Raw genomic sequence first — 23,407 nt, forward strand, 5'->3', positions numbered from 1 at the left:
CATGAACAATGGAGGGTATGAACTCGCTCATGCTCAACACGGACGGCGTGCAGATCCCGCAGCTCGGTTATGGCGTCTGGCAGGTACCTGCCGAGGAGGCCGAGCAGGCGGTCACGACCGCGTTCAAGGCCGGCTACCGGCACATCGACACGGCCGCCGCCTACGGCAACGAGGAGGGCGTGGGCCGCGCGGTGCGCAACAGCGGGCTGCCCAGGGAGAAGGTGTTCGTCACGACCAAGCTGGCCAACGGCGAGCACGCCCGCGCCGAGGCCGCCTTCGACGAGTCGCTGGCCCGGCTCGGCCTCGACTACGTCGACCTTTACCTCATCCACTGGCCGATGCCGCGCCAGGACAAGTACGTGCAGGCGTGGAAGGCCATGGAGAAGATCTACCGGGACGGCCGGGCCAAGGCCATCGGCGTCTCCAACTTCACCGTCGAGACGCTCACCAGGCTCATGGACGAGGCCGACATCGTCCCCGCCATCAACCAGATCGAGCTCCACCCCTACTTCCAGCAGCGGCAGATGCGCGAGTTCCACGAGGCCAACGGCATCCTCACCGAGGCGTGGAGCCCGCTGGGGCAGGGCAGGGGGCTGCTCGACGACCCGGCGCTGCGGGTGCTGGCCGACAAGCACTGCAAGACGCCGGCGCAGATCGTGCTGCGCTGGCACCTGCAGCTCAGGAACGTGGTGATCCCGAAGTCGGTGACGCCGGCCCGGATCGCCGAGAACATCGACGTCTTCGACTTCATCCTGGACGCCGAGGACCTCGCGGCCATCGGCGCGCTCAGCCGGGGGCAGCGGCTCGGGCCCGACCCCGACTCGTTCGAGTGACGGATGTGACAAAACGACATTCCTGATATTTCCGGCACCACCGACATAAGCCCCTATTTGCCTTCCGGATACGATCGCCGGCGTGCGAGATTTCACTTGGGGAATAGCCGCCACCGGCGGCATCGCCCGTACCGTGGGTGCGGCGATCGTGGCGGAGCCCGGCATGCGGGTGGCCGCCGTAGGAAGCAGGAACCTGGCCAGGGCGCAGGCCCTGGCGTCGGCTTTGGGCGCGGAGTCGGCGTACGGGTCCTATGAGGAGTTGTGCGCCGACCCGGCGGTGGACGCGATCTACGTCGCCACCCCGCACGCCCAGCACCTGCAGGTCGCCGAGGCCGCGATCGCGGCGGGCAAGGCGGTGCTGTGCGAGAAGCCGCTGGCCGCGACCGTGGACGACGCGGAGAAGATGGTGCGGTTGGCCCGCGAGGCCGGGGTCTTCCTGATGGAGGCCATGTGGATGCGGTTCAACCCGCTCATCAGGCGCATCACGGAGGATCCGCGCTTCGGGGAGATCCGGTCGGTGCAGGCGAGCTTCGGCTTCGCCCATCCGTACGACCCGGCGCACCGCCTGTGGGCGCCGGAGCTGGGCGGCGGCGCCCTGCTCGACCTCGGGATCTACCCGTTCGGGCTGGCCCAGCTCATCCTGGGCATGCCCACCGACCTGCACGTCACCGGCTCCCTGGCCCCGAACGGCGTTGACGCGGAGGCGGCCGGCGTCTTGCGTTACCCCGGCGGGCGGCACGCTCTCGTGGCCACCTCATTGCTCGGGAATTACCCGAACGGGGCCAGTGTTGTAGGTACCCAGATGCGGGCGGACATCCAGGCGCCGTTCTGGGCACCGCAGCGGATCGTCCTCTCCGGGCCGGCGATGGAGCCGGAGGAGCACGTGCTCGACCCGGCCGACAACGGTTACGCCGGAGAGCTCCGCGAAGTCCGCGCCGCCACGGCCGAAGGCAGGACCGAATCCTCGATCATGCCGCTTGACGAATCCCTTGCCATGATGGGGCTTCTGGCCAAGGCGCGCAGTCAGCTCCGCTGACTTTACTTTTATGGATTTGTAATCCTCTTGCCTCATGTATTACCTTATGGGGCATCTTGAGGCATACGTCCGGTTTGTCCGGCTATGTCAGACCATCGCACGACACATCACAGGATCGTCCTGTGACCGCTGAATCCGCCACGCGCGGAACCGGGGACCCATGTCCTTTGGGGTGAATCGGCACTTCGGTGCCGTAGGGCAGCTTCCACGCCCGAACCCGTCAGCTAACCCGGTAAGCGGCATGGAAGCAAGGAGCAACCCCCTCGATGGCCAAGCATCGTCTTACCGCTGTCTCGAAGAGCACCATCGCCCGCGCCGTCCTCGGCGCCGGCGTCCTGGCCTCGGCCTTCGGCGTCCCCGCCGCGGCCCACGCCGACACCTCCACCGCCGTCGCCGCGGCCACCGCCGCGAAGCACCCGGCCACCGCGCTCGCCGCCCACAAGGCGGGCGAGCGTGACGAAACCAAGATCACCGCCACCGCCGACCAGGTCCTGGCCGTCGCCAGGGCGCAGGTGGGCGTCTCCGAGAACGCCAGCGGCGGCGGGACCAAGTTCCAGCAGTGGTACGCCAACTCCCAGCGTGCCGCCGAGACCGTCGCCCGTGACGGCGGCAGCCGCAACGCTTACCTGAACGCCGCCTGGTGCTCGATGTTCGTCTCCTGGGTCGGCGAGCAGACCGGCGCCCGCCCGCAGGTCGGCTGGGACGCCTGGACCGTCGCCCACGCCAAGTGGTTCGCCGCCAACAAGCGCTTCGGCCACGAGGCCAAGCCGGGTGCCGTGGTGTTCTTCTCCTGGAAGGGCGGCGACTCCCTGAGCGACATCCAGCACGTCGGCTTCGTCGTCAAGGACAACCACGACGGCACCATCTCCACCATCGAGGGCAACACCGGCAACGGCAAGGTCGAAGAGCGGGTCCGGCCGAAGTCGCAGGTCGTCGGCTACGGCTACCCCGAGTACGCCGGCTGACCTTCCCTCGCGTCCCTCTTCGTGACAGCGGAACGCGCGCCCCTTCCGGGGGCGCGCGTTCGTCATGTCAGGAGGTCGGCGTACGGCCCCGGGATCTCGCTGAGCTCGTCGTGGGTGCCGCACTGCACGATCCGGCCTTCGTCGAGCACGACGATCAGATCCGCCATCCGCACGGTGGGGAAGCGGTGGGTGATCAGCAACGTGACGGCTCCCGGACGGCTCCCGGCCGCCTCGGCGTAGCGGGCGAAGACCGCGCTCTCGGCCGGTGCGTCCAGTGCGGCGGTCGGCTCGTCCAGCACCAGCAGCAACGGCTCCGTCCGCATCGACCCGCGGGCCAGGGCCAGCCGCTGCGTGCCACGCTCGGGACGGTAACCCGGTTCCGCCCAGGCGGTCAATTGCGGAAAGTTGTAAGGCGCCTTACCATTTGGCGATGATCCACGGTGAGCGGCCGTCGTACGACGAGATGGTGTCGATGCTGGGAGTCCCCTTCGCGGTCGAGGACGCCCGCGCCCGCTGGGGCAGGCTCGTGGAGGAGGCCAAGGACGGCAGGACCATCATGATCACCCGCGAGCGCTGGGAGTGGGCGGCCATCGTGCCGCTCTTCAGGGTGGGCGGGGTGCTCACCGGCCTGCCGCTCGTGCCGCTGTCGACCGCGCGGTCCAAGCTGGGCGACCTCGTACGCCAGGTCGCCGACCCGTACGGCGAGCCCGTGCTGCTCGGCCGGCACCGCAAGCCGGTCGCCGGCCTGGTCGGCGCGCACGTCCTGCTCGGCAAGGACGCCCAGCAGGACCGCTCGGCCACCGCCGACGCCCTGCTGACCGGCGGCCACACGATCACGCTGGCCCACAACCCGGCCGAGGGCCTCGTCCTGGCCGTCGCGCGCGACCGGGAAGGCAAAGAGGTCTCCGCCGGCGCCGGCCGCAACGCCCGCGAAGCCCTCCACGCCCTCACCACCCCACCGCCCTGGCCGCAGACCTGACGTCCGGCGCCGCGAAGAAGGGTCGCGGGGCGAGTCGATCCAGGACGCAGCCGTTCGACGCCTTGCCGAGAACGTTCGAAGAGATGCGAGGAGAACCGATGAAGTTCATGATCGTGGGTAAGGCGAGCGCCGAGACCGAGGCGGGGGCGGTGCCCAGCCAGGAACTCGTGGACGGCATGCGCGCCTACAACGAATCGCTGACCAAGGCGGGCGTGCTGCTGGCGGCCGAGGGCCTCTATCCCAGCTCGCACGGCGCCCAGATCTCCTACAGCGACGGCAGGGCGACCGTCATCGACGGGCCGTTCACCGAGGCCAAGGAGCTGATCGCGGGCTTCTGGCTGATCCAGGTCAAGTCGCGCGAGGAGGCCATCGAGTGGGCGCTGCGCGTCCCGGTGCCGCCGGGGAACGACGGGGTCGGCCTGGAGGTGTGGCAGGTGTTCGACGGCTCTGACATGCCCGAGGGGACGCTGTCGCCGGAACAGCGCGCATACGACCATGCCCTGCGCGAGCGCCTGCTGGGAGACGAGCCTCGCCCCTGATCCCGGTTGCGAGTCGTGGGGCTGACTGGTCTCATGGGCCGGTGGCGGATTCTGACGTCCAGCGGACGATCGAGGCGGTCTGGCGGATCGAGGCGGCGCGGCTCATCGCCGGGCTCGCCGGGCTCGTCCGTGACGTCGGGCTGGCCGAGGAGCTGGCTCAGGACGCCCTGGTGGCGGCGCTTGAGCAGTGGCCGGAGTCGGGGGTGCCGCGCAATCCGGGTGCGTGGCTGATGACGGTGTCCAAGCGCCGCGCCATCGACCTCATCCGCAGGAACGAACGCCTCCAGCGCAACCTCGCCGAGCTGGGCCGTCGCATCGACCTCACCGAGGAGGCGCCGGAGCCGGACGAGATCGAGGACGACCTGCTGCGGCTGGTGTTCACGGCCTGCCACCCTTCGCTGTCGATGGAGGCGCGGGTGGCGCTGACGCTGCGCGTGCTCGGCGGCCTGACCACCGATGAGATCGCGCGGGCGTTCCTGGTGCCGGAGCCGACGGCGGCGCAGCGCATCGTCCGCGCCAAGCGGACGCTCGCCGAGAAGAAGATCCCGTTCGAGGTGCCGCAGGGGGCGGAGCTGGCGGCGCGGCTGTCGTCCGTGCTGGAGGTCGTCTACCTCATCTTCAACGAGGGCTACTCGGCGACGGCGGGCGACGACTGGATGCGGCCCGCCCTGTGCGAGGACGCGCTCCGCCTCGGCCGTGTCCTCGCCGGGCTCATGCCCCAGGAGGCCGAGGTGCACGGGCTGGTGGCGCTGATGGAGATCCAGGCGTCCCGGTCGGCGGCCAGGGTGGGGCCGTCCGGCGAGCCGATCCTGCTGCTGGAGCAGGACCGCGGCCGCTGGGACCGCCTGCTCGTCCGCCGCGGCCTGGCCGCCCTGGAACGCGCCGAAGCCCTGTCCGGCTCGCCGGGGTCGTACACGCTGCAGGCCGCCATCGCCGCCTGTCACGCTCGGGCGCTCACACCCGGGGAGACCGACTGGGCGCGGATCGCGAGCCTGTACGAGGAGCTGGCCAAGCTGTCCCGCTCCCCCGTCGTCGAGCTGAACAGGGCGGTGGCGCTGTCGATGGCGTACGGTCCCGCGGCCGGGCTCGCGCTGCTCGATCAGATCGCCGGCCAGTCCGCGCTCAAGGGCTATCACCTGCTGCCGAGCGTGCGCGGCGACCTGCTGGCCAGGCTGGGCCGCAGGGACGAGGCCCGTGCCGAGTTCGTCCGTGCCGCCGCCATGACCCGTAACGCCCGCGAACGCGCCCTCCTGGAGGAACGCGCCGCCGCCTGCGTGCCCGCCGAGTGACCCGCGCGGCCTCGCTCCAGGAACTCGGCGTGGGTGCCGGCATGCGGCCCCGCCGCCTCCTCCGGGGCCGGGTACCTCAGCGACAGCAGCTGCGACATCCGCGTTCCTGATCCCGTGGTGCCGCCCCATGACGACAGCCGCGTGGCTCAGGGCCGTTCAGGTGGGGAGACATGCCCCGAAGCGACACGAAAGATGCCTCTTGTGATGGGAGCGCTCCCAATCAGCTCTTTGGGACGCATATGCCTAAAAATCCCGTTTTTGAGTGTTAAACCGCCCCATTGGTAACGGTTGCGTTTCGCGGGATTGACGGGCGAACCGGGTAAGTGCACCCTTTGTGGGAGCGCTCCCAAAGATTCCACCGCGGCAGAGCGCGTGTCGCGGTGCCCTCCCAACATTCACCCCCAGAAGGGCTCCACCATGATGATCAGGAAGCGTCGCGGCACCCTCGCCGCGGCCTCGGCCCTGGCCGCGGCGGCGCTCGCCGTCGCGTCGTGCGGCTCCGGTGGCACCGCGGAGCAGAGCGGCGCCCCGGCCTCCTCCGCCGCGGCGGGGCCGATCACCATCCGCGTGCAGACGTTCGGCGGCGGCACCAACTTCGGCTACAAGAACGCCGTCGACAAGTGGAACGCCGAGCACAAGGACATCCAGATCCAGCACGAGAACCTGACCGACCAGTTCGAGCAGCAGTACTGGCCGCAGATGATCCAGTGGCTGCAGGCCGGCAGCGGCGCGGGTGACGTCGTCGGCATCGACGAGGGCGGCATGGGTCTGGCCAAGGCGCGCACCGAATGGTGGGCGGACCTGAAGGAGCACGGCCTGGAGTCGCGCAAGGCCGACTTCCCCGCCTGGAAGTGGGAGAACGGCGTCGCCGCCGACGGCAAGCTGTTCGCCCTGGGCACCGACATCGGCGGCATGAGCCTGTGCTACCGCAAGGACCTGTTCGAGAAGGCCGGCCTGCCGACCGACCGCGAGGAGGTCGCGGCGCTGTGGCCGACCTGGGACGAGTTCCTGAAGGCCGGCGAGAAGTTCCAGTCGAAGGTCAAGGACACCAAGTGGGCCGACGGCACCAACACGCTGTACCAGGTGGTGCTCTACCAGGAGGCGGCCAAGAACGGCAACGTCTCCTACTTCGACAAGGACAACAATCTGATCGTCGACAAGAACCCGGCGGTCAGGACGGCCTTCGACTTCGCCCAGAAGCTGAGCCAGCAGGGCCTGACCGCCAAGCTGCGCAACTTCACCGACGAGTGGGCGACGGGCACCCAGAAGGGCGCGTTCGCCACGCTCGGCTGCCCGTCCTGGATGCTCGGCGCGATCAGCGGCAACGCCGGTGACGAGGGCAAGGGCAAGTGGGACGTCGCGGCGGTGCCCGGCGGCGGCGGCAACTGGGGCGGCTCCTGGCTGGCCGTGCCGAAGCAGTCGAAGCACCCGAAGGAGGCGGCGATGGTCGCCGACTACCTGACGCAGGCGACGACGCAGGCGAGCATCTTCACCGACTTCGGCAACATGCCGAGCAACACGAAGGCGCAGCAGGACCCGGCGGTGCAGGGCGCGAAGAACGAGTACTTCAACGACGCGCCCGTCGGTGAGATCTTCGCCAAGTCCGCCGCCAGCCTCCAGCCGGTCTTCCTCGGTGTGAAGCACGCGCAGGTGAAGAGCGCGATCGAGTCGGTCGTGCAGGGCATGGACGACGGCTCGGTGCCGTACGACAAGGCCTGGCAGCAGCTGGTCGACGACGCGGTGAAGGCCGCGGGCTGATCTCCCGCCCGGCCCGCCTTGAGGCGGGCCGGGCTTGTTGCCGCCGAAAGGTCTGTTATGAGCCTCGACACCCTTCCGCGGGCGGCGCGGAGCAACCACCGCGCCCGCCCGCCCGGCCGCCGCTGGCGTTCCCGCCTGGACGTCAAGGCGATGCCGTACTTCCTGGTGTCCCCCTACTTCCTGCTGTTCGCCGCCTTCGGGCTCTTCCCGCTGGCGTTCACGCTCTACTACTCGCTGTACGACTACGACCTGACCGGCACCGTCGAGTGGGCCGGTCTGGGCAACTACACCGCGCTGCTGAGCGACGACGACTTCTGGCGGGCCACGGTCAACACCCTGGCCATGTTCATCATCGCCACCGTCCCTCAGATGCTGCTGGCGCTGTTCCTGGCCAACGCGCTGAACAAGCACATGCGCTTCCGGCTGGCGCTGCGCATGAGCGTGCTGCTGCCGCTGGTCACCTCGGTGGTGGCGGTGGCGGTGGTGTTCACGCAGCTGTTCGCCCGCGACTGGGGCCTGGTCAACTGGCTGCTCGGCATGGTCGGGGTGGACAACACGAACTGGCGGGCCGAGCGCGTGCCGTCGTGGATCGCGATCGCGACCATGGTCGACTGGCGCTGGACCGGCTACAACGCGATCATCTTCCTGGCCGGCATGCAGACGATCCCGCGCGACCTGTACGAGGCCGCCTCGATCGACGGGGCCTCGCAGCGCCGGCAGTTCTGGCAGATCACGCTGCCGATGCTGCGCCCCACGATGATCTTCGTGGTGCTGAACTCCACGATCGGCGGCCTGACGCTGTTCTCCGAGCCGATGACGTTCTACAACGGCAACCCCGACGGCGGCTCGCAGGGCCAGTTCCAGACGGTGGCCATGTTCGTCTACAAGGAGGCGTTCCGTGAGTTCGACTACGGCTACGCCTCGGCCGCGGCCTGGCTGCTGTTCCTGCTGATCCTCATCGGAGCGGCGATCAACTTCGCGTTCGTGCGCAGGATCGGGGGCACGAAATGACCATCTGGAAACCGACCGTCCTGACGCGGGTGCTGCTCGGGCTGGCCATCTTCCTGTCGGCGTTCCCGCTGTACTGGATGCTGGTCATCGCCTCGCGGACGAACTCCGACGCGGTCTCGTCGCCGCCGAAGTTCCTGCCGGGCGGCAACCTGGGGCAGAACATCATCGCGGTGCTCCAGCACCCCGAGGCGAAGTTCGTGGCCGGCCTGACGAACTCGTTCATCGTGGCGAGCGTCGTGACGATCTCGGTGATCCTCATCTCGACGCTGGCCGGCTTCGCGTTCGCCAACCTGAACTTCCGCGGCCGCAACGCGCTGCTGCTGCTGGTGCTGCTGACGATGGCGGTGCCGCTGCAGCAGATGGGCGTGGTGCCGCTCTACCGGCTCATGGTGAGCCTGGAGTGGACGGGCACCCTCAAGGCGGTCATCCTGCCGTACCTGCTCAACGGGTTCGGCGTCTTCCTGATGACGCAGTACACGCGGCAGTCGGTGCCGATGGAGCTGGTCGAGGCCGCCCGGGTGGACGGCGCCGCCACGCTGCGCATCTGGTGGAACGTCGTGCTGCCCGCCGTGCGGCCCGGCATGGCCGTGCTCGGCATCAACACGTTCATGCTCATGTGGAACGACTACATGTGGCCACTGATCGTGCTCAACCAGGACAACCCGACCGTGCAGATCGCGATCAACGGGCTCAACGCGAGGTACTCCACGGAGTACTCGTTGATCTTCGCGGGCACCGCGTTGTCCATCATTCCGCTCATCGCAGTATTCGTCGCATTCGGCCGCCAGATCGTGGGCGGCCTCATGGAAGGTGCGGTCAAAGCGTGACGACACAAGAGGAACAGACGCGTTCCGGGCTGCGCTTCCCTGCGGGCTTCGCGTGGGGGGCCGCGACCTCGGCGTACCAGATCGAAGGGGCGGTCGCGGAGGACGGGCGCGGCACGTCCATCTGGGACACCTTCACCAAGACGCCGGGAAAGGTGCTGAACGGGCACCACGCGGACGTGGCCATCGACCACTACCACCGCTACCGGGAAGACGTCGCCATCATGGCGGAGCTGGGCCTGTCGGCCTACCGGTTCTCGGTCTCCTGGCCCCGGATCCAGCCGGACGGCTCCGGCCCGATCAACCAGAAGGGTCTCGACTTCTACCGGCGGCTCTGCGACGAACTGCGCGAGCACGCCATCGACCCGTGGCTGACCCTCTACCACTGGGACCTGCCCCAGGCGCTGGAGGACGAGGGCGGCTGGCCCAACCGCGACACCGCCTACCGCTTCGCCGACTACGCCGCCGCGGTCCACGACGCGCTGAAGGACTACGTCCACACGTGGAGCACGGTCAACGAGCCATGGTGCGCCGCGTTCCTCGGCTACGCCTCGGGCGAGCACGCCCCCGGCCGTCGTGAGCCGGAGAACGCGATCAGGGGCGCGCACCACCTCAACCTGGCCCACGGTCTGTCCGTGCAGGCGATGAACGCCCGCCGGGTCGGCGGCTGCGTCAACCTGTACGCGGTCACGCCGGAGACCGACAGCGAGCGCGACCTGGACGCGGCCCGCCGCATCGACGGCCTGCAGAACCGCTTCTTCCTGGACGCCATGCTGCTCGGCCGCTACCCGGAGGACGTGCTGGCCGACCTGCCGGTCGAGCCCGACTTCATCCAGCCGGGCGACATGAAGACCATCAACGCGCCCCTCGACGTGCTGCTGGTCAACTACTACAGCCGCTTCACCGTCTCGGGCGCGCCCGGCGGCAAGCAGTCGGCCGCCGCGGCCCCCACGGACTCGGGGTCTCCGTGGGTCGGCAGCGAGCACGTCTCGTTCGTCAACGGCGGCCGCCCGGTGACCGCGATGGGCTGGGAGATCGACGAGGGCGGCCTGGTGGAGATCCTCACCAGGGTGGCGCGGGACTACCCGCCGATCCCGATGGTCGTCTCCGAGAACGGCGCGGCCTTCGACGACGTGCTGGACGCCGGCCGCGTCCACGACGGGGAGCGGCAGGCGTACGTGGAGGCGCACCTCGGCGCCTGCAAGGAGGCCATCGACGCGGGCGTGCCGCTGGAGGGCTATTTCGCCTGGTCGCTGATGGACAACTTCGAGTGGGCCTGGGGTTACGGCAAGCGATTCGGCCTCGTGCGGGTGGACTTCGAGACCCAGGAGCGCGTTCTGAAGGACAGCGCGCTCTGGTACTCGGAGATCATCCGGCAGAATAGGCGCCATGAACCGACCGACTCTTGAGGCAGTCGCTGCTCGGGCCGGAGTGGGCCGGGGCACGGTGTCGAGAGTCATCAACGGCTCGCCCAACGTCAGCGCCAAGGCCCGCGAGGCCGTCGAGCTGGCGATCCGCGAGCTGGGCTACGTGCCCAACCGTGCGGCGCGCGCCTTGGTGACGCGCCGCACGGACACGGTGGCGCTGGTGGTGTCCGAGTCCCAGTTCCGGGTCTTCGACGAGCCGTACTTCGCGGGCACGATCCGCGGCATCGGCTCGGCGCTGGCCGAGACCGGGTTGCAGCTCATCCTCGCGATGGCGCGCACCCCGGAGGAGCACGCGCGGCTCGAGCACTACCTGACGGGTCAGCACGTCGACGGCGTGCTGCTGCTGTCCCTGCACGGGGCCGACCCGCTGCCGGGCAGGCTGGAGGCGATGGGGGTGCCGACCGTGCTGGGCGGCCGCCCCGTCGGCCTCGACCCTTACAGCTATGTGGACATGGACAACAGGGCAGGGGCCCGGCAGGCGGTCAAACACCTGCTGGGCCTCGGCCGCACCGCGATCGCCACGATCGCCGGCTCCCAGGACATGGGCGTGGGCGTCGACCGGCTCTCGGGTTACCGAGACGCGCTGCTGCCCTCGGGCCTTCCCGAGCTCGTGGCCTATGGTGACTTCTCCGAGCACAGCGGCGCCGCGGCGATGACCGAGCTGCTGCGCGCCCACCCCGAGCTCGACGCGGTGTTCGCCGCCTCCGACCCGATGGCGCTCGGTGCGATGCGCGTGCTGAAGGCCGAGGGCCGCTCGATCCCCGACGACGTCGCGGTGATCGGGTTCGACGACTCCAAGGCCGCGCTGCACGCCGACCCGCCGCTGACGACCGTGCACCAGCCGACCGAGGCGATGGGGCGGCAGATGGCCCAGCTCCTGGTGGCCCGCATCAACGGCGAGGAGCTGCGCCAGCCCGTGGTGATCCTCGACACCCACCTCGTACGCCGGGAGTCCGCATGAGCAGCAGGATGCGAGGGCCATGGACAGCAGGACCAAGCGGCGCTTAGCGGCGGCCGAGCTCGACGCCCTGGCCCGCCGCGCGGTGGGCGTGGGCGTCGAGTCGGCCACCGAGCTGACCGACGGCTACGCCAACGCCGTGTGGCGGCTGCGGCTGGCCGACGGCCGTGACGCGGTGCTCAAGCTGAGCCCGCCGCCCGACCTCGACCAGCTCAGCTACGAGCGCAACCTGCTGCGCATGGAGGCCGCCGCGATCGGCCTGGCGGCGCAGGCGGGCGTGCCGGTGGCGGCGCTGCTGCGCGCCGGGTTCGACGATCCGGTGCTGGGCGGCGACTACCTGCTGCTGGCCGCGCTCGACGGCGTGTCGTGGAACGACGTCAAGCCGGACGGCGAGGCCGGGCTGCGCAGGGAGCTGGGCCGTCACCTGGCCAGGTTCAACACGGTGACCGGCGAGGTGTTCGGCTATCCGCACGCGGGCATCACCGGCCCCACGTGGCGCTCGGCGTTCCTCGCGATGGTGGCGGCGCTGCTGGGCGACACCGAGCGCTACCCGACGCCGCTGCCGCTGCCGGCCGCGGAGATCATGGCGATCGCCGAGGCGGCGGCGCCGGTGCTGGACGAGGTGATGACGCCGCGGCTGGTGCACTTCGACGTGTGGGCGGGCAACGTCTTCCTCGACGTGACCGGGCCGCCCCGCATCCAGGCGATCATCGACCACGAGCGGGCCTTCTGGGGCGACCCGCTGGCCGAGTTCGTCACGCCGACGATCTTCGGGGAGCTGGCCGACGACGACCCGCTGCTGGCCGGCTACCGCGAGGTGACGCCGCTGGAGCTCACCCCTGCCGCCCGCACCAGGCTCGACCTCTACCGCGCCTACCTCTACCTGATCCTGCTCATCGAGAACGGACCCCGGCAGTACCCGCCGGACGAGTACGCCAGGGTCCGCGTCAGCGCGACCGCGTCACTGACGGACGTGCTGGACCGCCTCGTACGCGCGGCCGCGCGGCCCGTCGAGTAGGTCGCCGCAGCTGCTGCCGCCCTTGACCGTGTTCGGCAAGCCGAGGTCGGCCGGCGTGCCGCCGGAGCAGGCGAGCGCCCCCTTGACCGTGCTGCCCGACAGGACGGCCGCGCCGTCCTTGAGCCCGGTGAGCAGCGCCGCGCCGCGCAGGTCGGCGCCCACGACGGTCAGGTTCGCCGCGCCGCGCACCGCGAGCGCGCCGCTGACCCGGGTGCCGAGCAGGTGCACCTCGGCGGGCCGGTCGGCGCTGACCGCGCCGGTGATCCGGCCGCCCGACGCCACCAGCGACGCGCCCTTCCCGACCGTGACCGTGCCGGTGACCTCGGCGCCGTCGAGGCAGGTGACGCCGCCGGTGACGGTGAGCGGGCCCCGGTGCGCGCCCTTGATCGTGCGGGTGCAGGCGGGCGGCGGCGCGATCGTGGTGACGGTGAAGCTCTTCGGCCTGCCGTGGTTGCCGGCCGCGTCCATCGAGCGGTATTCGATGGTGTGCCGGCCGCGCGGCAGCTTGCCGTAGACCAGCGAGTCGATCTCCGTGCCCTCCTCGGAGAACGTCCACGGCAGCTCCGACGACGTGGGCCAGCCGAAATAGGTGAACCAGCCGTCGCCGTCCACCCGCGACTCCGAGACCACGTAGCCGTCGTGGTCGTCGTCGCCGGTCAGCCGCATCGTGAACGGGCCGTTGTAGACGTAGGTGTCGCCCGACCTGGCCAGCGGCTCCGACAGCGCGTACGCCGTGCGCGGCGCGGTGGCGTCCACCGTCCACGTGAGCGTCTCGCCCGCGAGGGTCGCGGTGAGCGTGTGCGTGCCCTCGGGCAGGTCCAGCTCGCCCAGGTCCAGGTCGGTGCCCTGGTGGCTCTCGCCGTTCAGCGTCCAGGTGACCTCGGGGACGGTCGCCGCCGGGTGGGTGGTCCCCACGTACACGACGTCGTCGCGGCCCACCGGCCGGTCGGTCGGCGTGGACGAGACGAACGCCGGCTCGACGCCGTCCGGCGGGGTGGTGAGCGCGGTGTCCACCGTCCAGGTGCGGGTGGCGCTGACGGCCGCCTTGATCTCCGGGTCCCTGACGAAGTCCGTCGGGTCGGCGACGGTCGCAGTGACCGTGTGCCTGCCGGGCGACAGGTTCAGCGTCCGCAGGTCGAGTACGTCGCGGTCGCCCTCGACCTGCTCGCCGTCCACCGTCCAGGTGGTGACCAGGGAGTGGCCGACCGGCCGCATCGGCTCCACCCACAGCACCCGGTCCGCGCCCACCGGGGCGCCGGTCGGCGTCGCGTCCTGCACGACCGCGGTCTTCGCGGTGATGCGCTGCACCATGACCTCGCGGCCGACCTGGTCGTAGGCGTAGCCGAGGGTCTTCATCATGGAGTGGGCGCTCGGGCGCCACACGCCCGTCGTGTAGTACAGGCCGCCCTCGTAGCGGCCGATCGTGCCGCCCGACTCGCTCTCCTCGCCCAGCCAGCGCCACCACTTCATGCGCTGGTCGCGCATCTGCTGCTCGGTCAGCAGCGTGTGGTGGGCCGACGACGGCTCGGACCCGGTGTAGGCGCCGCCGGGGACGCCGCGCTGGTAGTAGTCGTACTCGTCCTGCAGGCCGCCCAGCGAGTGGCCCAGCTCGTGCGGGCTGATCAGGGCCGACATGCTGTTGCTGCCCGACGCGGTGGCGTACGAGCCGCCGGCGCCGCCGTACGTGCCGCTGTTGGCCAGCGCGAGGATCTGCCGGTTCCCCGAGGTCGTGCCGGTGACCAGGTCGGCGTAGCGGGTGGCGGCGGTGTTGTCCATGGTGATGAGGCGCTGCACGCCGGCGGGGTTGCAGTGGCCCCAGAAGCCCATGCTGAGCGGGGTGGTCCTGCGCGGCGCGTCCAGGCCGGGGTCGCAGCTGATGCCGGACTCGCCGGAGACGATGTCGATCCGGTAGACGTTGATGTAGTTCCGGTACGACTTGAACGGCTCGATGGACCACATCACGTTGAGGTGCCGGTCCACGTCCGCCCTGAACTCGTCCTGCTCGGCCTCGGTGTAACCGTCGCCCATGACGATCAGGTTGAACCGCTTGGCCGGTGCTCCGGTGACCTGCACCGGCACGACGGTGGCCGAGCCGGGCCCGGCGGCGTGCGCGGGCGCTGCCGGAGCGGATAACACGGTGGATGACACTGTGGCGGCCAGTGTCAGGGCCGCGAATTTACGCATGATCGCACTATCGGGTGATAGGCCCCGATAGTCCATCTCGATTCGATCACGCCTGGGCTGGGGGGCACGCCCCGGGGAGGTCGGCGAACATGTCGGGCTGGGTGCGAGGGGTCACGCCTTGGGGAGGTCGGCGAGCATGACGGGGTCGGTGGTGGGCTGCCGGGAGCCCTCGGCCGGTTCGACGGTGAGCGCCACGCGGTCGTCGCGGCGCAGCGGGGTCAGCACCATCGGGCCGCTCGCCCCGCCGGGGCCGGGCTCCAGCAGGCCGGCCGGGCGCGGGCCTTCCGGGCCCATCAGCCACAGCTCGTACGCCTTCGCGCGCGGCAGCTCGGCCAGCCCCGACGAGGTGAACACCATCCGCCCCCGCTCGCGCGAGATGACGACCGTGCCGGTGCCGCCGGTGCTGACCGGCCGCCGCATGGTCTCGGCGTCGGGCGCGGCCAGCACGGCGGCCAGCTCGCCGTTCCTGGCGGTGAGGTCGGCGAGGTCGCGGCGGGCGTCGAAGGCGAGCACGCCGAGCGCCACGGCCGCCGCCGCCGACACGGCGACCGACACGGCGGCCGACACCCCGGCCACCACCTCCACGCGCCGCCTCCTTCGCCCCAACGGCACCACCCGCCCGCCATCGCCGTCCCCGGGCGGCACGGACGGCACGGACGGCACGGACGGCACGGACGGCACGGACGGCACGAACGGCACGGACGGCACGGTCGGCACGGGCAGTCGATGCGACACCGTGGGCGCGTCGTCGCGGATCCCCGGGGGCCGCGTTCGGTGGGCGGCGGTGAGGAGGCGGCGGCGGAGGCGGGCGGGCGGAGGTTCGGCGACCGTCTCCGCGAGGCGGGCCGCGGTCTCGCGCAGCCGGCGGACCTCGGCCGCGCAGCCGTCGCACACGTGCAGGTGCTCCTCGAACAGCACCCACTCGGCGTACGGCAGCGCGTGCACGGCGTAGGCGCCCGAGAGGGTGTGGAGCTCGTCGTTCATCGTCCACTCCCAGGTGTGAGAGGCGGCTCACCCCTGTACTTCGGCGCTCCTGGCACGCCGGATGGCCCCCGCCCTTGTGCATTTCGGCGAAGGTGCGACAATCTCATTGGGGGATGAATTATGGGATGTGTGATCGCGGGGGGCGGCCCCGCCGGTGCGATGCTCGCCCTCCTTCTGGCGCGATCCGGCGCCGAGGTGACGCTGCTCGAGAAACACGGCGACTTCCTGCGGGACTTCAGGGGCGACACGATCCACCCCTCGACCATGGAGGTGCTCGACGAGCTGGGCCTGGCCGAGGAGCTGCTGAAGCTGCCGCACCGCAAGGCGTACAGCCTGACCGTCGTGTCGGACGCGGGCGACATCCGCCTGGTGAACGTGCGGAACCTGCGGACGAGGTACAACTACATCACGTTCGTGCCGCAGTGGGACTTCCTCACGCTCGTCACGCGCGCGGCGGCCCGCTACCCGAACTTCCGGCTGCTGATGAACGCCGAGGCGGTCGACCTGATCCGCGAGGGCGGCGCGGTCCGCGGGGTGCGCTACCGCGACCCGTCGGGCGAGCACGAGATCAGGGCCGATCTGACGGTCGCCGCCGACGGCCGCACGTCGGCGCTGCGCGCGAAGGCCGACCTGACGCCGCAGGACCTCGGGGCGCCCATGGACGTGCTGTGGTTCCGGCTGCCGCGCGATCCGGGCGACCGCGAGGATCCGTTCCTGCGGGTCTCGCGGGGCCGCCTGATGGTCGCCATCAACCGGGGCGACTACTGGCAGCTCGCGTACGTGATACTCAAGGGCGGCCACGAGCGGCTGACGCACGAGGGCATCGGCGCGCTGCGCCGGCCGATCGCCGAGCTGCTGCCCTGGCTGGCCGGACGGGCGGAGCAGATCAACAGCTACGACGACGTCAGCGTGCTGACCGTCCGCCTCGACCGGCTGCGCCGCTGGCACCGGCCGGGGTTGCTGTGCATCGGCGACGCCGCGCACGCCATGTCACCGGTGTTCGGCGTCGGCATCAACATGGCCGTCCAGGACGCGGTCGCGACCGCCAACCTGCTGGCCGGCCCGCTCAGGCACGGCGGGCCGATCCCGGAGCGGGCGCTGCACCTGGTGCAGCGGCGGCGCATGCCGCCCACGCGGATCACCCAGGCGCTGCAGCAGGTGATCCAGAACCGCTTCATCAGCCCCACGCTCAGCGGCGACGCCGACCCGGCGCGCCGGCTGCCGCGCGACCTGACGGCGATCCCGGTGCTCAACGCGCTGGTGGCCCGGGTGATCGGCCTCGGCGTACGGCCCGAGCACCTCATGGCAAAGCAAGTTTGACTTCCTCTGGGTTCGCACCCGTATAACCGCATTCTCACAACGTGGACAAGGGGGTCGGTGGTGCCGAGCCAGTGGAATACCCTCGTATCTCGTGAGCAGCAATCTAGTGGATCTCGATTCCTGGCGAGCCCTCCCCGCGGCGCAGCAGCCTGACTGGCCAGACCGCGGCGAGCTCGACAAGGTTGTCGCCGAACTCGGCGGCCTGCCCCCGTTGGTCTTCGCCGGCGAGTGCGACCAGCTCAAGGAGCAGCTGGCGGCCGTCGCCCGTGGTGAGGCGTTCGTCCTGCAAGGCGGCGACTGCGCCGAGACGTTCGCCGGCGCGACCGCCGACAACGTGCGTCAGAAGCTGAAGACGTTGCTGCAGATGGCGATCGTGCTGACCTATGCCGGCCGGGTGCCGGTGGTGAAGATCGGCCGGGTCGCGGGGCAGTTCGCCAAGCCGCGGTCCAAGCCCACCGAGGTCCGCAACGGCGTGGAGCTGCCGGCCTACCGGGGCGACATGGTCAACGGCTTCGACTTCACGCCCGAGGCCCGCATGCCCGACCCGTGGCGGCTGCTCAAGGCCTACCACTCCTCCGCCGTGACGCTCAACCTCGCCCGCGCCTTCACCAAGGGCGGTTACGCCGACCTGCGCCAGGTGCACGCCTGGAACCAGGACTTCGTGGCCGAGTCGCCGGCCGGTCGCCGCTACGAGCAGCTCGCTCGCGAGATCGACCAGGCGCTGGCCTTCATGCGGGCCTGCCGGGCCGAGCCCGAGGAGTTCCACACCGTGGAGTTCTACTCCTCGCACGAGGCGCTCATCCTCGACTACGACCGCGCGCTCACCCGCATCGACTCGCGTACGGGGCTGCCGTACGACGTGTCGGCCCACATGGTCTGGATCGGCGAGCGCACCCGCCAGCTCGACGGCGCCCATGTCGACTTCTTCTCCAAGATCCGCAACCCGATCGGCGTGAAGCTCGGGCCCACCACCTCGCCCGACGAGGCGCTCGCGCTGGTCGACAAGCTCAACCCGGCCAACGAGGCGGGGCGGCTGACGTTCATCACCCGGATGGGCGCCTCCAAGATCCGCGAGCACCTGCCCGCGCTGGTCAAGGAGGTCACCGCGTCCGGCGCGCGGGTGGCGTGGATCTGCGACCCGATGCACGGCAACACGTTCGAGGCGCCGAGCGGTCACAAGACGCGGCGCGTCGACGACGTGCTCGACGAGGTGGCCGGCTTCTTCGAGGTGCACCGCTCGCTCGGCACCCACCCGGGCGGCATCCACATCGAGTTCACCGGTGACGACGTGACCGAGTGCGTGGGCGGCGGCCACGAGATCAACGAGGCCGACCTCGCCACCCGCTACGAGACGGCCTGCGACCCGCGCCTCAACCGCGGCCAGTCCCTCGACCTCGCCTTCCGCGTCGCCGAGCTCTACCGCGGCTGACCGTTCCCGGCGTGACGCGCCTGTCCCCCTTTCACCCCGCAGCGGGCCGGAGTACTTCTCCGGTCCGCTGCGTCGCTTTCGGGGAAAGAGTGATCCAGGTCTCATCGGCGGGCAATCCTGAATTCGGGAGAAAGCTGAGGTTTGAGAGCTATGATCGCCCGGAAAAGCTCTCATATTTCAGGAGAAATGACGTGGCTGGTGCTCCGGAGGGGGTCGACCCGAACGTCCCCAACGTCGCGCGCATGTACGACTACTTCCTCGACGGCAAGGACAACTTCGCGGCCGACCGGGCAGCGGCCGAACAGATCCTCCAGAAATTCCCGCACACGAAGGAAGGCGCCAGGGCGAACCGGGACTTCCTTCGCCGTGCGGTGCGCCACCTGGTGGACTCCGGCGTACGCCAGATCGTCGATCTCGGCGCCGGCCTGCCCACCCAGGGCAACACGCACGAGATCGCCCCTGAGGCGCGCGTGGTCTACGTGGACTACGACTCGGTGGTGTGCGTGCACGGCAGGGCGCTGCTGGCCAGGAAGGAGAACGTCGACTTCCTCCAGGCCGACGTGCGCGAGCCCGACGCGCTGCTCGGCAAGCTGGGCGGGCTGGTCGACTTCGACCAGCCGGTGGCGTTCCTGATGCTGGCGCTGCTGCACTTCGTCTCCGACGACGACGCCTACGACCTGGTGGCCAAGCTGCGTGCGGCGAGCGTGCCGGGCAGCTACCTCGTGATCAGCCACGCGGTGGACCCGACGCCGGAGGAGACGCCGCAGGCGCTGGAGGTCTACAAGAAGTCGACGGCCGCGCTGAACCTGCGCACGCGGGAGCAGATCGAGCGCTTCTTCGAGGGTTATGAGCTGGCCGAGCCGGGGCTGACGTTCCCCGCCAGGTGGCGTCCCGACCAGGAGATGATGCTGGGCGACCACATCACCTTCGGGTACGTCGGCGTCGCCCGCAGGATCTGATTCGTGCATGAGAAAGGCCCCGCCGTGAACCGGCGGGGCCTCGACGTGTCGGCGGTCAGTTCTGCTGGGCGTTCTTCAGCTCTTCGCTGAGCTCGGCCCTGATGGCGTCCATGTCGAGGGCCCTGACCTGCCTGATGAGGTCTTCGAGCGCGGGCGCCGGGATGGCGCCGGCCTGCGCGAAGACGACGATGCCGTCGCGGATGGCCATCAGCGTGGGGATCGAGGTGATGTCGAACCCCTGGGCGAGGCCCTGCTCCGCGTCGGTGTCGATCTTGCCGAAGGTGATGTCCTCGTGCTTGTCCGACGCCTGCTCGAAGATCGGCCCGAACTTCTTGCACGGCGGGCACCACTCGGCCCAGAAGTCGAGCAGCACGATCCCCTTGTCGGCGATGTCGTTGAAGTTCTTCTCGGTTACTTCGATGGTCGCCACAAGTGGCTCCTTGCTCGTTGTCGCTAGCAGTGCATCCGTCTCAACCACGTACCCACACCCAGCATTCCATGCTCCGCCGGCGGGCGCGGCCCTTCGGATCGGCCGCGCCCGCCGGGGCTCAGCGTCCGCCGGGCGGCAGGGTCAGGCCGATGACCAGCGGATCATGGTCGGATGAGCGGTAGGCGTCCGGCCGGTAGAGATCAGGCGGATTGAACTCGGTGTTGTAGTCGCGGATGCGCGGCTCGTCGGCGTTGATGTGCCAGATCGCGGCGCTGGTGACCCGCTTGAGCAGCTGCCTGCCGACCAGGGCGTGGTCGAGCTCGCCCGCCAGCCCGTCGAACAGGTAGCTGTAGCGCTGCGCGGCGGGCACGAACCGCTTGGTGACGCTGGTCAGGCCGCCCGCCTCTAGGGTGTCGATGGGGTCCTCCTCGCCGTAGGCGTTGAGGTCGCCGAGCACGATCGGGTTGGGCAGGTCCCGGTCCTCGATGAGGCCGAGCAGGGCCTGGGCCTGGGCGACGCGGGTGGCGTTCCAGCAGCTCTGGCCGTCGCCCTGGTCGGCGTCGGGGCCGCCGGACGGGCAGCTGCCCTTCGACTTGAGGTGGTTGACGAGCATCGTGAACGGCTGGCCGCCGCCCTTCCTGCGGAAGGTCTGGATCAGCGGGGGGCGGCTGAAGACGGGGTCGTCCGACGCCTGCGCCGCGCCGGCCGGGGTGAGCTTGGCCGGCTTGTAGATCAGGCCGACCTGGATGGCGTCGGTGCCGGGGTACGGGTGCGGGAGCGCGGCGTACGTACCGGCTCCGACCTGGGCGTTGACCGCGTCCACGAGCGCCTGCAGGGCGGTCTGGCCGTTGTTCTCGACCTCCATGAGGGCGACCGCGTCGGCGTCGAGGCCCTTGAGCGCGGCCACCAGCTTGGCGAGCTGGCGCTCCTGCTCCGCGGCGTTGTTCGCGCCGCGCGAGCCGAGCGTGGTGAACCAGTTGAGGGTGTTGAACGAGGCCACCTTGACGTTCCCGATGACCGGGAACGGCTTGGGCGTGCGCGGGTTGGCGTTCGCGTACGCGATGGGCTTGGTGGGCTGCAGCCGGTAGGAGCCGAAGCCGTAGCCGAGCACGCCGGTGACGCCGAGTGCCACGTCGCCGGTCCGCACGATGGGCGGCAGCGTGGCCGGGTTCTCGCGGGTGGAGGCGTCGTCCACGAGCAGGGAGCGGCGCTCGTTGAGCCCGGTGTCCACGCCGCGCCGGTCGGTCGGCTGGAACAGCCGGCCCTGGGAGGAGAGCGTGACCTCGCCGTAGCGGCCCAAGTTGTAGTGCTCGCTGACGGTGAGCGGCTGCGGGAAGGTCAGCAGCATGTTCTCGACCGGCTCCAGGCTCTTGCCGGGGGCCACCGGCAGCCGGTACGGCAGCGCCGCCACCTTGCCCTTGCCGCACACGTCCACGGCGGTGACGGGCGACAGCTCGGTCCAGCCGTTGAACTCTGTCACCGTGCCGGTCACCAGGACCCGGTCGCCGGCCTTGACGTCCTTGACCGGCTCGCGGGCGTACGCGAACAGCCCTTCCGAGGTCGCCGGGTCGGCGTCCGGCCTGGGGTCCTGGATGAAGAAGCCGCTGAGCTGGTCGGTCCGCTGGAAGTCGGCGGTCACGACGCCCTCGACGCGTACCGTCTGGCCGGCCAGGGGGCTGGCGTCTCCGGCGCCCTGCACCTGCGCGATGCGGTGCGAGGCCGGGGTGGCGCAGGGCCCTGAGGCGGGGTCGGCCGTGTTGCCGGCGGCGGCGGGAGCGGCCGGGACCGCCACCGGGATCACCACCGCGACCAAGGCCGCCAGGGATGCTCGTGATAAAGCGTGCATGTCCGGCACTTTACGGCCAATATGACCCGCATATTTCCACATAAAGATGGATAGAACATTAAATCGCCGAACCTTGACATCGGCGGCGGCGGGTATCACCTGAGCATGGACTGGGTCACCTGCGCGTATTCTGCTGCTTGCACCGGAATCGCTAGCCGTCCGACCGGGCTCTGTCTCGCCCACCTCGATCCCGAGCACCTGAGCGCGGCGCTCGCCGAGCTCTCCCCCGGCCGCCTGCTCGACCTGCGCGGCACCACCGTCACCAGCGCCCTGCTGGCCCGCATCCTCGACGCCACGGGCGGCCGTCCAGGACGGGCCAGGCTCGACCGGGTCACCTTCACCGGCGACGTGCGGCTGTCAGGGGTGACGTTCTGCGGCGACGTGTCGCTCGACGGCGCCAGGTTCGACCGGCTGGCCTCGTTCTTCGGCGCCAGGTTCGAGGGCAACGTGTCGCTGGCGGGCGTCAGGTTCGCCCGCGAGCTGTCCTTCCACGGCGTCACCGCACGCGGGCACGTCTCGCTCGACCAGGCCGTGATGTCGCGCGACGCGCTGTTCAGCCAGGCCGAGTTCGGGCACGGGCTGTCGTGCGAGCGCGCCAGGTTCGACGGGTACGCCACCTTCGACGGCGCCCGCCTGGGCGGCGGCGCGGTCTTCAGGGGTGCGCGCTTCGGCCGTACGCTGTCGTTCCGCAAGGTCCAAGGGCACGCCGGGTTCGAGGCCGCCCACTTCGCCGCCGACGCGTACCTGTCGGCCACCGGGCGGCTGTCGGCGGCCAGGGCGCGCGCCGACGGGCTGCTCGACGTGGCCGTGGCCTGCTGCGGCGTGAACCTGCGCGGCGTCGAGGTGACCGGCCCCACCACCGTGCGGCTCACCGACTCCCAGGCCGACCTGGAGGGCGCGGTGCTGCACGGCCCGGCCACCGTGACCGGGCGCGGCCGCTCCACGCTCACCTCGCTGCGCCAGGTGGACGCCGTCGACCTCGCGTTGCACGGGCTCGACCTGACGACGTGCCGCTTCGCGGGGCTGGCGCACCCGTCAGGAGTGCGGGTCAAGGACTGCACGTTCGCGCTGACGCCGCGCGGCGTGCAGCTCAGCCTGCGCTGGCCGATGCTGCGCTGGTTCTCCCGCCGCCGGGTGCTGGCCGACGAGCACATCCTGCGAGGCGGCCGCCACGGGGGCCGCCACGGGGGCCGCCACGGGGGCCGCCACGGAAGCGGCCACGGAAGCGACCACCATGACGACCCCGGCGACCCGGGCGCCACACCCGACGGGCTCGCCGCCCTCTATGCGGGCCTGCGCCCCAGCGACCGCGCCACCTCGGCCGACTTCGCGTTCGCCGCCATGGAGATGCGCCGCCAGGCCGGTCACGGCTGGTGGCTGTCGGTGTCGTGGCTGCTGTGCGGGTACGGCATGCGCCTCGGCCGGGCGGCGCTCTGGCTGGCCGTGGTGGCGGCGCTGACGGCGGCGGCCGTCCTGTGGAGCACGGCCTCCCACGCCGGCCGGCACCACACCCCGACGAACCAGGGCGTCGCCCGCTGACGACACCCCGCACCCTGCCCGCCGACCACAGTGCCGACCACAGTGCCGACCACAGTGCCGACCACAGTGCCGGTCGGGG

At 70.6% G+C, this 23,407-nt stretch carries 21 protein-coding genes and 1 riboswitch; of the genes, 16 read left to right on the plus strand and 5 right to left on the minus strand.

The features are described from left to right. The first annotated feature begins 17 nt into the window (after window positions 1-17). The 3 genes from ABZW11_RS38700 to ABZW11_RS38710 all read left to right on the plus strand — a co-directional run bounded on the left by ABZW11_RS38700 (window position 18) and on the right by ABZW11_RS38710 (window position 2,834). A complete protein-coding gene (locus ABZW11_RS38700) occupies window positions 18-833 on the plus strand; it encodes an aldo/keto reductase (RefSeq protein WP_355428845.1) in 816 nt (271 codons plus the stop codon). A gap of 82 nt (window positions 834-915) precedes the next feature. Beyond that, a complete protein-coding gene (locus tag ABZW11_RS38705) occupies window positions 916-1,869 on the plus strand; it encodes a Gfo/Idh/MocA family oxidoreductase (protein WP_355428848.1) in 954 nt (317 codons plus the stop codon). Window positions 1,870-1,986: 117 nt separating this feature from the next. Then, a riboswitch (cyclic di-AMP (ydaO/yuaA leader) is annotated at window positions 1,987-2,123 on the plus strand. A 12-nt stretch (window positions 2,124-2,135) separates the two neighbouring features. Continuing rightward, window positions 2,136-2,834, plus strand: a complete 699-nt coding sequence (locus tag ABZW11_RS38710) for a CHAP domain-containing protein (RefSeq protein ID WP_355428851.1) — start codon at window positions 2,136-2,138, stop codon at window positions 2,832-2,834. 62 nt (window positions 2,835-2,896) lie between these two features. Here ABZW11_RS38710 and ABZW11_RS38715 read toward each other — a convergent pair whose 3' ends face one another. Continuing rightward, window positions 2,897-3,229, minus strand: coding sequence for a hypothetical protein (locus ABZW11_RS38715; RefSeq protein WP_355428854.1), 333 nt, complete (start codon window positions 3,227-3,229; stop codon window positions 2,897-2,899). A gap of 35 nt (window positions 3,230-3,264) precedes the next feature. Between ABZW11_RS38715 and ABZW11_RS38720 the strand changes: the two genes are divergently transcribed. From ABZW11_RS38720 to ABZW11_RS38760, 9 genes are all read left to right on the plus strand, one after another. Further along, complete coding sequence (locus ABZW11_RS38720; RefSeq protein WP_355428857.1) at window positions 3,265-3,813, plus strand: hypothetical protein; 549 nt, start codon at window positions 3,265-3,267, stop codon at window positions 3,811-3,813. Between the two features lie 98 nt (window positions 3,814-3,911). Beyond that, window positions 3,912-4,352 (plus strand): YciI family protein, encoded by a 441-nt coding sequence (locus ABZW11_RS38725; protein ID WP_355428860.1) that lies wholly within the window; start codon window positions 3,912-3,914, stop codon window positions 4,350-4,352. Window positions 4,353-4,393: 41 nt separating this feature from the next. Further along, window positions 4,394-5,641, plus strand: a complete 1,248-nt coding sequence (locus ABZW11_RS38730) for an RNA polymerase sigma factor (protein ID WP_355428863.1) — start codon at window positions 4,394-4,396, stop codon at window positions 5,639-5,641. Between the two features lie 417 nt (window positions 5,642-6,058). Beyond that, window positions 6,059-7,399 (plus strand): extracellular solute-binding protein, encoded by a 1,341-nt coding sequence (locus ABZW11_RS38735; protein ID WP_355428866.1) that lies wholly within the window; start codon window positions 6,059-6,061, stop codon window positions 7,397-7,399. 57 nt (window positions 7,400-7,456) lie between these two features. Further along, window positions 7,457-8,410, plus strand: coding sequence for a sugar ABC transporter permease (locus ABZW11_RS38740; protein WP_355428869.1), 954 nt, complete (start codon window positions 7,457-7,459; stop codon window positions 8,408-8,410). Beyond that, window positions 8,407-9,237 (plus strand): carbohydrate ABC transporter permease, encoded by an 831-nt coding sequence (locus ABZW11_RS38745; RefSeq protein WP_345402170.1) that lies wholly within the window; start codon window positions 8,407-8,409, stop codon window positions 9,235-9,237. The genes ABZW11_RS38740 and ABZW11_RS38745 overlap by 4 nt, the downstream gene beginning before the upstream one ends. Next, window positions 9,234-10,643: a GH1 family beta-glucosidase gene (locus tag ABZW11_RS38750; protein ID WP_355428873.1), complete on the plus strand. Its 1,410-nt coding sequence runs from the start codon at window positions 9,234-9,236 to the stop codon at window positions 10,641-10,643. Before ABZW11_RS38745 ends, ABZW11_RS38750 begins: the two co-directional genes overlap by 4 nt. Continuing rightward, the gene (locus ABZW11_RS38755) at window positions 10,624-11,622 is read left to right on the plus strand and encodes a LacI family DNA-binding transcriptional regulator (protein WP_355428876.1); all 999 of its coding nucleotides are present in this window, start codon (window positions 10,624-10,626) and stop codon (window positions 11,620-11,622) included. Before ABZW11_RS38750 ends, ABZW11_RS38755 begins: the two co-directional genes overlap by 20 nt. Before the next feature lie 19 nt (window positions 11,623-11,641). Further along, on the plus strand, window positions 11,642-12,637 hold the full coding sequence (locus tag ABZW11_RS38760) for an aminoglycoside phosphotransferase family protein (RefSeq protein WP_355428879.1): 996 nt from the start codon (window positions 11,642-11,644) through the stop codon (window positions 12,635-12,637). Here the strand turns inward: ABZW11_RS38760 and ABZW11_RS38765 are convergent. Together ABZW11_RS38765 and ABZW11_RS38770 are read right to left on the minus strand one after the other, a co-directional pair. Then, a complete protein-coding gene (locus ABZW11_RS38765; RefSeq protein WP_355428881.1) occupies window positions 12,581-14,821 on the minus strand; it encodes a M64 family metallopeptidase in 2,241 nt (746 codons plus the stop codon). The genes ABZW11_RS38760 and ABZW11_RS38765 overlap by 57 nt on opposite strands. Window positions 14,822-14,932: 111 nt before the next feature. Further along, window positions 14,933-15,805, minus strand: a complete 873-nt coding sequence (locus ABZW11_RS38770) for an anti-sigma factor (protein WP_355428884.1) — start codon at window positions 15,803-15,805, stop codon at window positions 14,933-14,935. 120 nt (window positions 15,806-15,925) lie between these two features. Here ABZW11_RS38770 and ABZW11_RS38775 point away from each other — a divergent pair, with 120 nt between their 5' ends. The 3 genes from ABZW11_RS38775 to ABZW11_RS38785 all read left to right on the plus strand — a co-directional run bounded on the left by ABZW11_RS38775 (window position 15,926) and on the right by ABZW11_RS38785 (window position 19,513). Beyond that, entirely contained in the window at window positions 15,926-17,125 is a 1,200-nt protein-coding gene (locus ABZW11_RS38775; RefSeq protein ID WP_355428887.1) for an FAD-dependent oxidoreductase, read from the plus strand. 91 nt (window positions 17,126-17,216) lie between these two features. After that, window positions 17,217-18,554, plus strand: coding sequence for a class II 3-deoxy-7-phosphoheptulonate synthase (locus ABZW11_RS38780; protein WP_355428890.1), 1,338 nt, complete (start codon window positions 17,217-17,219; stop codon window positions 18,552-18,554). A 191-nt stretch (window positions 18,555-18,745) separates the two neighbouring features. After that, window positions 18,746-19,513: an SAM-dependent methyltransferase gene (locus ABZW11_RS38785; protein ID WP_355428893.1), complete on the plus strand. Its 768-nt coding sequence runs from the start codon at window positions 18,746-18,748 to the stop codon at window positions 19,511-19,513. A gap of 55 nt (window positions 19,514-19,568) precedes the next feature. On the opposite strand, the gene ABZW11_RS38790 is transcribed toward ABZW11_RS38785, so the two are convergent. Both ABZW11_RS38790 and ABZW11_RS38795 read right to left on the minus strand, forming a co-directional pair. Further along, window positions 19,569-19,943: a thioredoxin family protein gene (locus ABZW11_RS38790; RefSeq protein ID WP_345402140.1), complete on the minus strand. Its 375-nt coding sequence runs from the start codon at window positions 19,941-19,943 to the stop codon at window positions 19,569-19,571. 118 nt (window positions 19,944-20,061) lie between these two features. Next, window positions 20,062-21,789: an ExeM/NucH family extracellular endonuclease gene (locus tag ABZW11_RS38795; protein WP_355428896.1), complete on the minus strand. Its 1,728-nt coding sequence runs from the start codon at window positions 21,787-21,789 to the stop codon at window positions 20,062-20,064. A gap of 105 nt (window positions 21,790-21,894) precedes the next feature. On the opposite strand from ABZW11_RS38795, the gene ABZW11_RS38800 reads away from it, so the two are divergent. Next, window positions 21,895-23,328, plus strand: a complete 1,434-nt coding sequence (locus ABZW11_RS38800; RefSeq protein WP_355428899.1) for a pentapeptide repeat-containing protein — start codon at window positions 21,895-21,897, stop codon at window positions 23,326-23,328. Window positions 23,329-23,407 lie beyond the last annotated feature (79 nt).

Source organism: Nonomuraea sp. NPDC004580 (genome assembly GCF_040609855.1).
Lineage (GTDB): Bacteria > Actinomycetota > Actinomycetes > Streptosporangiales > Streptosporangiaceae > Nonomuraea > Nonomuraea salmonea.

What these genes read in the sequence shown, in the direction of transcription:
- ABZW11_RS38700 (WP_355428845.1), top strand. Translation starts at nt 18, where the DNA reads ATGAACTCGCTCATGCTCAACACGGACGGCGTGCAGATCCCGCAGCTC.
- ABZW11_RS38720 (WP_355428857.1), top strand. Translation starts at nt 3,265, where the DNA reads ATGATCCACGGTGAGCGGCCGTCGTACGACGAGATGGTGTCGATGCTG.
- ABZW11_RS38765 (WP_355428881.1), bottom strand. Translation starts at nt 14,821, where the DNA reads ATGCGTAAATTCGCGGCCCTGACACTGGCCGCCACAGTGTCATCCACC.
- ABZW11_RS38745 (WP_345402170.1), top strand. Translation starts at nt 8,407, where the DNA reads ATGACCATCTGGAAACCGACCGTCCTGACGCGGGTGCTGCTCGGGCTG.
- ABZW11_RS38800 (WP_355428899.1), top strand. Translation starts at nt 21,895, where the DNA reads ATGGACTGGGTCACCTGCGCGTATTCTGCTGCTTGCACCGGAATCGCT.
- ABZW11_RS38775 (WP_355428887.1), top strand. Translation starts at nt 15,926, where the DNA reads ATGGGATGTGTGATCGCGGGGGGCGGCCCCGCCGGTGCGATGCTCGCC.
- ABZW11_RS38760 (WP_355428879.1), top strand. Translation starts at nt 11,642, where the DNA reads ATGGACAGCAGGACCAAGCGGCGCTTAGCGGCGGCCGAGCTCGACGCC.
- ABZW11_RS38740 (WP_355428869.1), top strand. Translation starts at nt 7,457, where the DNA reads ATGAGCCTCGACACCCTTCCGCGGGCGGCGCGGAGCAACCACCGCGCC.
- ABZW11_RS38770 (WP_355428884.1), bottom strand. Translation starts at nt 15,805, where the DNA reads ATGAACGACGAGCTCCACACCCTCTCGGGCGCCTACGCCGTGCACGCG.
- ABZW11_RS38795 (WP_355428896.1), bottom strand. Translation starts at nt 21,789, where the DNA reads ATGCACGCTTTATCACGAGCATCCCTGGCGGCCTTGGTCGCGGTGGTG.
- ABZW11_RS38735 (WP_355428866.1), top strand. Translation starts at nt 6,059, where the DNA reads ATGATGATCAGGAAGCGTCGCGGCACCCTCGCCGCGGCCTCGGCCCTG.
- ABZW11_RS38710 (WP_355428851.1), top strand. Translation starts at nt 2,136, where the DNA reads ATGGCCAAGCATCGTCTTACCGCTGTCTCGAAGAGCACCATCGCCCGC.
- ABZW11_RS38725 (WP_355428860.1), top strand. Translation starts at nt 3,912, where the DNA reads ATGAAGTTCATGATCGTGGGTAAGGCGAGCGCCGAGACCGAGGCGGGG.
- ABZW11_RS38755 (WP_355428876.1), top strand. Translation starts at nt 10,624, where the DNA reads ATGAACCGACCGACTCTTGAGGCAGTCGCTGCTCGGGCCGGAGTGGGC.